10 protein-coding genes and 1 pseudogene are annotated in these 9,718 nt (G+C 69.6%); 4 read left to right on the top strand and 7 right to left on the bottom strand.

The genetic code is table 11. The features are described 5' to 3' along the window. Positions 1-27 precede the first annotated feature (27 nt). From ACE3T2_RS07635 to ACE3T2_RS07620, 4 genes are all read right to left on the bottom strand, one after another. Positions 28-651 carry a carbonic anhydrase gene (locus tag ACE3T2_RS07635; protein WP_374656354.1) on the bottom strand — a complete coding sequence of 208 codons (624 nt, stop codon included), beginning with the start codon at positions 649-651 and terminating at the stop codon, positions 28-30. Then, a complete protein-coding gene (gene maiA, locus ACE3T2_RS07630) occupies positions 644-1,288 on the bottom strand; it encodes a maleylacetoacetate isomerase (RefSeq protein ID WP_374656352.1) in 645 nt (214 codons plus the stop codon). Before maiA ends, ACE3T2_RS07635 begins: the two co-directional genes overlap by 8 nt. Continuing rightward, entirely contained in the window at positions 1,285-1,968 is a 684-nt protein-coding gene (locus ACE3T2_RS07625) for a fumarylacetoacetate hydrolase family protein (protein ID WP_374656350.1), read from the bottom strand. Before ACE3T2_RS07625 ends, maiA begins: the two co-directional genes overlap by 4 nt. Before the next feature lie 85 nt (positions 1,969-2,053). Next, positions 2,054-2,644, bottom strand: coding sequence for a DUF4142 domain-containing protein (locus ACE3T2_RS07620; protein WP_374656348.1), 591 nt, complete (start codon positions 2,642-2,644; stop codon positions 2,054-2,056). Positions 2,645-2,930: 286 nt separating this feature from the next. Here ACE3T2_RS07620 and ACE3T2_RS07615 point away from each other — a divergent pair. The 3 genes and pseudogenes from ACE3T2_RS07615 to ACE3T2_RS07605 form a co-directional block, all read left to right on the top strand. Continuing rightward, positions 2,931-3,557, top strand: a pseudogene (locus ACE3T2_RS07615) (PEPxxWA-CTERM sorting domain-containing protein); the annotation flags it as partial. Positions 3,558-3,640: 83 nt separating this feature from the next. Continuing rightward, the gene (locus ACE3T2_RS07610) at positions 3,641-4,843 is read left to right on the top strand and encodes a CaiB/BaiF CoA transferase family protein (protein ID WP_374656346.1); all 1,203 of its coding nucleotides are present in this window, start codon (positions 3,641-3,643) and stop codon (positions 4,841-4,843) included. A gap of 157 nt (positions 4,844-5,000) precedes the next feature. Next, complete coding sequence (locus tag ACE3T2_RS07605; RefSeq protein ID WP_374656344.1) at positions 5,001-6,515, top strand: M20/M25/M40 family metallo-hydrolase; 1,515 nt, start codon at positions 5,001-5,003, stop codon at positions 6,513-6,515. 12 nt (positions 6,516-6,527) lie between these two features. Here the strand turns inward: ACE3T2_RS07605 and ACE3T2_RS07600 are convergent, their stop codons facing one another. Together ACE3T2_RS07600 and ACE3T2_RS07595 are read right to left on the bottom strand one after the other, a co-directional pair. After that, positions 6,528-7,223, bottom strand: a complete 696-nt coding sequence (locus ACE3T2_RS07600; protein WP_374656342.1) for a VIT family protein — start codon at positions 7,221-7,223, stop codon at positions 6,528-6,530. Positions 7,224-7,248: 25 nt separating this feature from the next. After that, on the bottom strand, positions 7,249-7,800 hold the full coding sequence (locus ACE3T2_RS07595) for a cytochrome b (RefSeq protein ID WP_374656340.1): 552 nt from the start codon (positions 7,798-7,800) through the stop codon (positions 7,249-7,251). A gap of 98 nt (positions 7,801-7,898) precedes the next feature. Here ACE3T2_RS07595 and ACE3T2_RS07590 point away from each other — a divergent pair, with 98 nt between their 5' ends. Continuing rightward, the gene (locus ACE3T2_RS07590) at positions 7,899-8,699 is read left to right on the top strand and encodes an alpha/beta fold hydrolase (RefSeq protein ID WP_374656338.1); all 801 of its coding nucleotides are present in this window, start codon (positions 7,899-7,901) and stop codon (positions 8,697-8,699) included. Here ACE3T2_RS07590 and ACE3T2_RS07585 read toward each other — a convergent pair. Further along, positions 8,696-9,505 carry a class I SAM-dependent methyltransferase gene (locus ACE3T2_RS07585; RefSeq protein WP_374656336.1) on the bottom strand — a complete coding sequence of 270 codons (810 nt, stop codon included), beginning with the start codon at positions 9,503-9,505 and terminating at the stop codon, positions 8,696-8,698. The two genes, ACE3T2_RS07590 and ACE3T2_RS07585, sit on opposite strands and share 4 nt — an antisense overlap. Positions 9,506-9,718: the final 213 nt, after the last annotated feature.

The raw sequence follows: 9,718 nt of genomic DNA, 5'->3' as shown, positions 1-9,718 counted from the left end.
TCTCCTGCGAGGGGAGAAGGACGACGATCACTTCCCGCCCTCGATCACCTCGGCCAGATCCTCGGCGTTGGAGATAGTGCAGTTCTGGTCGGTGACCAGGCCGTTGGCGATGGAGTAGACCCAGCCGTGGATGCTGAGGCTCTGGCCGCGGGCCCAGGCGTCCTGGACGAAGACGTCGGAGGCGACGTTGCGGACCTGGCGCATGACGTTGAGCTCGATCAGGCGGTCGATGCGTTCGTGGTCGTGCAGCGCCTCCAGCTCGGCGCGATGCTCGGCATAGACCTCGCGGATCGGGTGCAGCCAGTGGTCGACCAGGCCGCGACGCTTGCCGTCCACGGCCGCGGCGACGCCGCCGCAGCCATAGTGGCCGACGACCATGATGTGCTTCACCTTCAGCACGTCGACGGCGAACTGCAGCACCGACAGGTAGTTGGCGTCCTGCGGCGGGGCGAGGTTGGCGACGTTACGGTGCACGAACAGCTCGCCCGGGTCGAGATTGACGATCTCGTTGGCCGGGACGCGGCTGTCCGAACAGCCGATCCAGAGGTATTCCGGGCTCTGCTGAGCGACCAGGCGTTCGAAGAAGCCGGGGTCGACGGAGAGCTTGCCGGCCGCCCAGCGGCGGTTGTTGGCCTTCAGGTCTTCAAGCATTGACGGCGTCCGGTTGACGATCGGGATGGGCGGCGGCGAAGGCCGGATGGGCGTTCGCATGGTCGGCGGCGGCGACGATGGCCGGGAACGGCGCAAGATCGACGTTGTAGCGGTGGGCCGAATAGACCTGGGGCACCAGGCAGCAGTCGGCGAGGGTCGGGGCGTCGCCGAAGGCGAAGCCCCGACCGTGCGCGGCGACCATCGGCTCCAGCGCCGTGAAGCCGTCGACGATCCAGCGCTGGCTCCAGTCCTGGCGGCCGGCCTCGTCGACGCCGAGGGCGGCCAGCGCCTTCTGGATGCGCATGTTGTTCAACGGGTGGATGTCGCAGGCGATGAGCGTCGCCATGGCCCGCACCGTGGCGCGCGCGAAGGCGTCCTTCGGCAGCAGGGCCGGCGCCGGATGCGTCTCCTCCAGCCATTCGAGAATGGCCAGCGACTGGGTCAGCACGTGGTCGCCGGTGTCGAGGGCCGGGGTCAGGTGCTGTGGGTTCTTGGTGGCGACATAGTCCGGCGCGTGCTGCTCGCCCTTCAGCAGGTTCACGCCGACATAATCGTAGGGAAGGTCCTTGAGGTTGAGGCCGATGCGCACCCGATAGGGGGCGGTGGCGCGCCAGTAGGAATGCAGGGTCAGGCTCATGCGGTCACCTTGAACTCAAGCGCGCCGACGCCCTCGATCTCGCCATGGACGACGTCGCCGGGGACGAGCGGGCCGACCCCCTCCGGGGTGCCGGTGAAGATCAGATCGCCGGGGGCTAGGGTCCAGAGCCTGGAGGCCTCGGCGATGATCTCGGCCACATTCCAGATCATGTCGGCAAGGGCGCCGTCCTGACGCGCCGCGCCATTGACCGCGAGGGCGATGGCGCCTTGCGGCGGGGCGCCGTCCCATTTGCGGATGGCCGAGATCGGGGCCGAGGCGTCGAAGGCTTTGGACGCCTCCCACGGCTGCCCCTTGTCCTTGGCGGCGTTCTGCAGGTCGCGGCGGGTAAGGTCGACGCCGACGGCATAGCCGTAGACGTGAGAGAGCGCCTCGCTCACCGGGATGTCCTTGCCGCCCGACTTCAGGGCGACCACCAGTTCGATCTCGTGATGCAGGTTGGCGGTGGCGGGCGGATAGGGAACGTCGGCGCCCGGCAGGACCAGGGCGTCGGCGGGCTTGGAAAAGAAGAACGGCGGGTCGCGGTCGTCGCCACCCATTTCGCGGCGGTGGGCGGCGTAGTTGCGGCCGACGCAGAGGACGCGCCGCACGGGAAAGGCGCCGGCCTCCCCCTCGACGGGCGCAACCACGATGGGCGGCGGGGTCAGGACATAGGCGCTCATGGCGCCGCCTTACGCCGGGACACGCCCGATGTGAACCCCTGCCGCCGTGGCAGCACGCCCATGGCGGCAGGGGAGGAAGGGAACTCTACTTCAGCGCGTCGCGGATGGCCTTGGCGTGGTCGTGGTGCTGCTGGATCACCGGGGCGGTGGCGGCGGCGAAGGCCTTGATCTGGGCGACGTCGCCGTCCTGGGCGTAGCGCTGCATGACATCCAGCGCCGCCTGGTGGGCGTCGACCTGGTTATCCATGTAGGCGACGTCGAAATTGTCGGCCTTGTTGAGGTCGTTGATCTTGTCCTGCAGATCGTTCGGCAGGGCCGTCGGCAAGGTCAGGGTGGTCTGGCCGGAGTCGGCGATGGCCTTCTTGAGATCGGCCGTCGACTTGGTGTGGGCGGCGATCATCTCGCCGGCGAACTTCTTCACGTCGGCGTTCTTCGACCGCTTCTGCGCGATCTTGGCGGCCTCGATCTCGAACATGTCGCTGGCCGCGGCCTTGGCGACGAAGTCGGGGGCGGCGGCCTCGTTCGACGGGGTCGGGATGGTGGCGGCAGGGTTGGCGTCCGGCGTCGCCGCCTGTTCGGCCGGGGTGGCCGCGCCCTTGGTGTCGGTCTTCTGGCCGCAGGCGGCCAGGCTCAAGGCAGCAACCGTCGCCCCCGCGATAAGCAGGTGTCGGGTCATCGAACCCTCCTCGTACAAAGTGATCTGTAATGTTCCGCGCAGGCCGGGGCGGCCGGCGCACGGTAGCCAAACTCACGGCCGCGTGATCCGTTCCTAAGGCTAAGCCGCCGCATAGTGCGATTGGATCATGAGGCCGCGGGCCGGTCCCTATAGCGAAGCTTTGACCGGGCGCCGGCAGCGCCCACGCAGATCCTGTGGAGGTTGAATGCGTCGCGTACTCCTGTTGGCCACGGCCATGACCATGCTTGCCAGCGGCCCGGCCCTGGCTGCGTCTCTCGTCAACGGCGGCTTCGAGCAGCCGGGCGGCCTGGCGGCCGCCTTCCTGCCGCCCGGCAGCACCTACATCACCGGCTGGACGACGGTCGACGCCACGCCGGGCGGCGACAGCGACGTGCAGTATTCGTCCAACGCCTCGTTCGGGAGCTACGGCGTCGTCGCCTCGGAAGGCACGCACTATCTCGACCTGACCGGCGTCAGCGGGCGAGGCAAGGGCGTGATTTCCAACGCCGTGGCGGTGAACGCCGGCGAAAAATACCGTGTCGCGTTCGACGTCGGCGCGTTCTTCGTCGCCGGCCAGGGCAGCTACGGCGACGCCACGGTCGACCTGCTGGTCAACGGCCTGCTGGCCGGCAGCTTCACCAACACGATGGACCTGAAGGCGGCCGGGTCGGACTGGCGGCGGTTCTCGTACGATTTCACCGCAGCCTCGCCGAGCGTGCGGCTGACTTTCCTGTCGAGCACCTCGCTGGCCTCCAGCAGCCTGGGCGTGGGCCTCGACAACGTGACCTTCGACAGCCTGGGCGGCGCGCCGGTCGGCGGCGCGGTGCCGGAGCCGGCGACCTGGGCGATGATGATCGCGGGCTTCGGCCTGGCGGGCGCGAGCCTGCGGCGGCGGCGCGCGATCCTGGCCTGAAGCCCTTCGCGGCGCCTTCCCGCCATTGACAGACGCAGCGGCGCCCCGCTCCAAGGACGCCGAGGCATGGGAAGGAGCCGCGGATGAGCGAGGCCGGCAACGGGCCGCTGAAGGGCCTGAAGGTGATCGAGATGGGGACCCTGATCGCCGGCCCCTTCTGCGGCCAGATCCTGGGCGACTTCGGCGCCGACGTGGTGAAGATCGAGGACCCCGGAACGGGCGACCCGATGCGCCAGTGGGGCCGCAGCCTGCCCAAGGGGCTGTCGCCCTGGTGGCCGGTGATCGGGCGCAACAAGCGCTCCATGACCCTCAACCTGCGCACCCCCGAGGGGCGCGAGATCGCCCAGAAGCTGATCGACCAGGCCGACGTGCTGATCGAGAACTTCCGGCCCGGCACGCTGGAGAAGTGGGGCATGGGCTACGAGGCGCTTAAGCTCCGCAATCCCCGGCTGATCGTCGCGCGGGTGTCGGGCTTCGGCCAGACCGGGCCGTGGGCCAGCCGCGCGGGTTACGGCCTGATCGGCGAGGCGATGGGGGGCCTGCGCCACGTGACCGGCGAGCCGGACCGCCCGCCGGCGCGGGCCGGAATCTCGATCGGTGATTCGCTGACCGCCATGCATGCGGTGATGGGGATCACCATGGCGCTGCACGCGCGCGAGCGGACTGGCCGCGGCCAGATGATCGACGCGGCGCTGTACGAGAGCGTGCTGGCGGTGATGGAGAACCTGGTCACCGAATACGACCTGACCGGCTATGTGCGCGAGCGCTCGGGCTCGATCCTGCCCGGCATCGCGCCCTCCAACGTCTATCCGTGCGCGGAGGGCGAGATGATCCTGATCGGCGGCAACGGCGATACGGTGTTCGCGCGGCTCGCCGAAGCGATGGGCAAGCCCGAACTGGCGAGCGATCCGCGCTATGCGACCCACGCCGCGCGGGGCGCGAACCAGGGCGAGCTGGACGGCCTGATCGGCGATTGGACCAAGGGCTGGAAGCTGGACGCGCTGCTCGCGCATCTGGAGGAGAACGGCGTGCCGTGCGGGCGCATCTTCCGCGCGCCGGACATGCTGGAGCACGAGCAGTTCAAGGCGCGCGAGGCGATCGTCGAGACCGATCACCCGGTGTTCGGCAAGGTGAAGATGCAGAACGCCTTTCCCAAGCTGTCGGAGACGCCCGGCGCCGTGCGCTGGCCGGGCCCGGACCTGGGGCAGCACACCGACGAAGTGCTGGCCGAGATCGGCCTCGACGCCGAAGCCGCCGCGGCGCTGCGCGGCAAGGGCGTGGTGTAGCTTGCACAAGCGATGTCATCCCGGTTTGCGAAGTAAGACCGGGATGACGCCCGTAGCGATAGGCGCGCAGGAGCATCTGGCACCCCTTGCCGATGCGCGAGGTTCGGCCTCCTATTCGACCCCAGGTTTTTCTTTTGATGTTTTTCAGGGGGCGATCATGTCCATCATTCAAGACCGGCGCACGCTGCTGACCGGGGCCGCGGCCGCGACGCTGTTCACGCCGGGGCTGGCTTTCGCCCAGAGCGGCGACGTCACCCCGATGCGGGCCGCCGCCGAGAAGGGCTTCGACGCCTCGGTCAAGCGCATCCAGGACTGGATCGCCCTGCCCTCCATCGCCGCCGAGAACCGCGACATGGAGAAGGGCTGCGAATACATGATGGCCCTGGCCAGGGACGCCGGGTTCCAGCACGTCGAGCGCATTCCCACCGACGGCTTCCCCGGTGTGTTCGCGACCCTGGACGTCGGCGCCAAGCGGACCATCGGCATCTACTTCATGTACGACGTGAAGCAGTTCGATCCGGCCGAGTGGTCGAGCCCGCCGCTGGAAGCGCGCGTGGTCGACAAGCCCGGCTTCGGCAAGGTCATCGTCGGGCGCGGGGCGGTGAACCAGAAGGGGCCGGAGGCGACCTTCCTGGCGGCGCTTCATGCGATCCGCGCGGCGGGCAAGAAGCCGCCGGTGAACATCGTGCTGGTCTGTGAGGGCGAGGAGGAGATCGGCAGCCCGAACTTCCGCCAGATCGTCACCCAGCCGAAGGTGCTGGCGGCGCTGAAAAAGTGCGAGGGCGTGGTCATCCCGGCCGGCTGGCAGAGCCCCAGCAACGGCGGGGTCAGCGTCAACCTGGGCGCCAAGGGCGTGGTCGAGTTCGAACTGGTCGCCAGCGGCGCCAAGTGGGGCAAGGGACCGAAGACCGACATCCACTCCAGCGAGAAGGCCCGCGTCGACAGCCCGGCCTGGCGGCTGGTCTCGGCGCTCGCCACCCTGGTGACGCCTGACGGCAACACCCCGGCGGTGGACGGCTATTTCGAGAAGGTGCGGCCGCTGACCGCCCGCGAGAAGGAACTGCTGGCCATGGCCGCCAGGCAGATGAGCGAGGCCGACGCCAAGAAGGCGATGGGGGTCGACCGCTGGATCGACGACCTGCCCTGGGACAAGGCGCTGGAGCGCCTGGCCAGCCAGCCGACCATCAATATCGAGGGTCTGGTCTCGGGCTATACCGGCCCGGGCGGCAAGACCATCCTGCCCGGCCGGGCGGTGGCCAAGATCGACACCCGGCTGGTGCCGAACCAGACCAAGGACGACGCGGTGGCCAAGATCCGCGCCCACCTGGACAAGCGCGGCTTCACCGACATCGAGCTGAACGTCACCGGCGGCTACGACCCCACCGAGACCGACGAGTCCAGCCGGCTGATCAAGGCCGAGATCGCCACCTACAAGAAGGCCGGCGTGCCGATCAGCGTCTATCCCCGGCTGGCCGGGTCGTGGCCGGGCGCGGTGTTCACCTCGGCGCCGGTCAGCCTGCCGGCCGGGCAGTTCGGCCTGGGCCACGGCAGCGGGGCGCATGCGCCGAACGAGTACTATGTGATCGAGTCCACGAACCCGAAGGTCGAGGGCCTGGTCGGCGCCACGGTCGGCTATATCGACTTCCTCTACGAGATCGCCGCGATCAAGTAGGCGTCTCGAAGGCTAGGCCGCCACCCCGAACAGGGCCCCGACCCCGGCGGTGACGGCCATGGCCATCGCGCCCCAGAAGGTGACGCGCAGCACCGGCTTGAGCATCGGCGCCTTGCCCGCACGGGCGCCGATGGCGCCCAGCACGGCGAGGTAGACCAACGACGCCGCCGACACCGCAGGAACCACGACCGGCAAAGGCGCGATCGCGGCCACCAGCAGCGGCATGCCCGCGCCGGCCGAGAAGGTCAGGGCGGAGGTGATCGCCGCCTGAATCGGCTTGGCGGCGGTGGTCTCGTTGATGCCCAGTTCGTCGCGGGCGTGGGCGCCCAGGGCGTCCTTGGCCATCAGCTGCTCGGCGACCTGGCGGGCGAGGTCGGGGGTGAGGCCGCGCGCAACATAGATCGCGGCCAGTTCCTGGCGCTCGAACTCCGGCTGTGTCGCCAGCTCGGCCCGCTCGCGCGACAGCTCGGCGGTCTCGGTGTCGAGCTGGGAGCTGACCGAGACGTATTCGCCGGCGGCCATGGACATGGCGCCGGCGACCAGGGCCGCGACCCCGGCGACCAGGATGTCCGACCGCCCCTGGGCCGCGGCCGCGACGCCGACGATCAGCGAGGCGGTCGAGACGATGCCGTCGTTGGCGCCCAGAACGGCGGCCCGTAGCCAACCGATACGCTCGACGAAATGGATTTCCTGATGCTTCGGATTCATCGACGCCCCCGGCTCGCGGCGCCGATCAGACCCGGCGCACCCAGAGCATACGCTGCAACGTGCGGTCGCGGTCGTAAACCAGGTGCTTCACGGCGCCGGCCACATGCAGGGCGATGAGCGGCCAGAACAGCTTCGTCGCTGCGCCGTGCACCTCTTCACAGGCTTCGTGCAGCCAGTCCACGCGCCCGGCGAAGGGGCTGGGGATCGCAAAGAGGTCGAAGACCTGCAGCGGCTGGCCGGTCGACCAGACGGCCAGCGGGCCGGTCACGATCAGCACGGCGATCATCAGCAGGAAAAGGCCCTGGACCGCGCGGGCGGCGATGCGAAGGACGGCGTTCTGTCCGATCGGCCGGGGCGAGGGCTGGGACGCGGTCCAGAACAGACGGGCGGCGAGGAAGGCGATCAGCAGCATGGCGACCGACACGTGCAGATCGCGGGCCGCGATCTTCTCGGCCCGATCGGCGGCGTCCTCCATCCGCTCGCCGAGGAAATAGAGGACGGTGACGCCCACTGCGCTGATCCAGTGAAGGGCGATGGCGATCCAGCCGTAGGCGGCGCGGGTGTTGTTGAGGGACATGGGACTCCTTGCCTGCGCCCACGCTAGCGGCGAGGCTGGCGGCCGCACATTGATCGAACTCAAAGGCGGGAGCCTCCGCCGCAGGACCCAGCGCCGCCATGCCCTTCGCCGCCGTGAACGGACTTCAGCTCTATTTCGAGCGCGCTGGCGAGGGACCGCCGCTGCTGTTCATCTCCGGCACCGGCGGCGACCTGCGGGTGCGGCCCAACCAGCTGGACGGGCCGTTTCCCAAAGCCTTCGACATGCTGACCTGGGACCAGCGCGGACTGGGGCGGTCGGACAAGCCGGACGTTCCCTACTCCATGGCGGACTACGCCGACGACGCCGCGGCGCTGATGACGAGGCAGGGCTGGGAGAGCGCCCATGTGGTCGGGGTCTCGTTCGGCGGCATGGTCGCCCAGGAGCTGGCGTTGCGTCATCCGGGCCGGGTGCGGCGCCTGGTGCTGGCCTGCACCTCGCCCGGCGGCGCGGGCGGCGCCTCCTATCCGTTCCACGAGATCGAGCACCTGAAGGGCGAGGCCCGCGCGCGCCATCTGCTGCCGATCTCCGACACCCGGCGGGACGCCGCCTGGGCCGCCGCCAACCCGGCGCTGTACGCCCAGCTCATCGCCATGAGCGCCAGCGATCCGTATGCGGATGAAGCGGGCCATGCGGCCGGCGCCCATCGCCAACTGGAGGCGCGGGCCGCGCACGACACCTGGGAACGTTTGGGTCAGATCAGCGCCCCGACCCTGGTGGCCGGTGGGCGATACGACGGCGTCGCCCTGCCCCAGACCCTGGAGCGGATGGCCGCGCGCATTCCCGGCGCTCGGTTGGAGTTCTTCGAAGGCGGGCACCTGTTCATGATCCAGGACCGCGCGGCGGTGAAGGCGATGATCGCCTTCCTGCAGGACGCCTAGGACGAGCGGCGCGGCCCGGCGCAGACGAAGGCGCCGGCGTCCTTGCCGATCCGCAGGCGGCCGCCGCCGTCCTGGAAGACGCGCCCGATCTCGGCGGCCAGGGCGCGGGCCTCGTCGGCGGTGGCGTCGATGCCGGGCGGGCTGGAACGCAGATAGGCGGCGACGTCGATCGGGTCGGTGCAGTCGAGGTCGTCGGCGTGCCGGCGCAGCTCGACCTCGGCGAAGGCGACCGCCAGCATGTCGCCGCCGTTCTCCAGTCCGAACAGGTCGGCGACTTCCGGATGGGGCGAGGCGGGCCAGACCACGGCCTCGATCTGGGCCAGCTCGCGCAGGTGGCCGCGGCCGTTGGTGGTGACGATCACGGAGCCGCCCGGGCGCAGAACGCGGGCCATCTCGGCGATGGTCCGGGCCGGGTCGGGCACGTGGTAGAGCATGTGGAAGGCCATGACGACGTCAAAGCTGGCGTCCGGGAACGGCAGGCGGGCGGCGTCCAGGACCCGGCCGCGGACGGTCCAGTCGGGGCCGGCGGCGGCGGCGCGCGCGCAGGCGGCCTCGACCATGCCCGGCGAGAGGTCGGTGAGGGTCAGGTCCAGCCGCGTCGGCAGCAGATCGGCCGCCGCGTCCCAGAACCAGCCCGGCCCGCAGCCGATTTCCAGCACGCGCGCGCCCTCGATCCAGCGCACCTGCTCGGCGGCCCAGGGGAACCAGTCCCCGCGGCCATACTTGCGGTGCAGGCGGGCCCGCGCGTCGAGGTGACGGGTGTCGGCGTACTGCGACCGGCGCAGATAATCCGGATCGTTGAACATCGGCGTCTCCAAGGAGGCGCGGACAACGAGTGTCCCGATCCCGAAGTTCGTCGGCGCTTCGTGGCGACCTCGGACGAACTTCGGGATCGATCAGGACACTCGAAAGTCCATCCTTCTAGCGTGCTTTATGGATCTGAAGGTCGCTCCGGCGCGCGGCCCATTTTTCCCGCGACCTTCAGATCCAGCACACTAGGTCAAACGCAGGTTGAGGAA

The sequence above is a fragment of the Phenylobacterium sp. genome, assembly GCF_041919955.1.
GTDB lineage: Bacteria > Pseudomonadota > Alphaproteobacteria > Caulobacterales > Caulobacteraceae > Phenylobacterium.
This window is presented reverse-complemented; position numbering and strand designations above follow the sequence as displayed.

Bases quoted from the DNA above. Each gene is read 5' to 3' on its own strand.
- ACE3T2_RS07635 (WP_374656354.1), bottom strand. From the start codon at position 651: ATGCTTGAAGACCTGAAGGCCAACAACCGCCGCTGGGCGGCCGGCAAG.
- maiA (WP_374656352.1), bottom strand. From the start codon at position 1,288: ATGAGCCTGACCCTGCATTCCTACTGGCGCGCCACCGCCCCCTATCGG.
- ACE3T2_RS07625 (WP_374656350.1), bottom strand. From the start codon at position 1,968: ATGAGCGCCTATGTCCTGACCCCGCCGCCCATCGTGGTTGCGCCCGTC.
- ACE3T2_RS07620 (WP_374656348.1), bottom strand. From the start codon at position 2,644: ATGACCCGACACCTGCTTATCGCGGGGGCGACGGTTGCTGCCTTGAGC.
- ACE3T2_RS07610 (WP_374656346.1), top strand. From the start codon at position 3,641: ATGAGCGAGGCCGGCAACGGGCCGCTGAAGGGCCTGAAGGTGATCGAG.
- ACE3T2_RS07605 (WP_374656344.1), top strand. From the start codon at position 5,001: ATGTCCATCATTCAAGACCGGCGCACGCTGCTGACCGGGGCCGCGGCC.
- ACE3T2_RS07600 (WP_374656342.1), bottom strand. From the start codon at position 7,223: ATGAATCCGAAGCATCAGGAAATCCATTTCGTCGAGCGTATCGGTTGG.
- ACE3T2_RS07595 (WP_374656340.1), bottom strand. From the start codon at position 7,800: ATGTCCCTCAACAACACCCGCGCCGCCTACGGCTGGATCGCCATCGCC.
- ACE3T2_RS07590 (WP_374656338.1), top strand. From the start codon at position 7,899: ATGCCCTTCGCCGCCGTGAACGGACTTCAGCTCTATTTCGAGCGCGCT.
- ACE3T2_RS07585 (WP_374656336.1), bottom strand. From the start codon at position 9,505: ATGTTCAACGATCCGGATTATCTGCGCCGGTCGCAGTACGCCGACACC.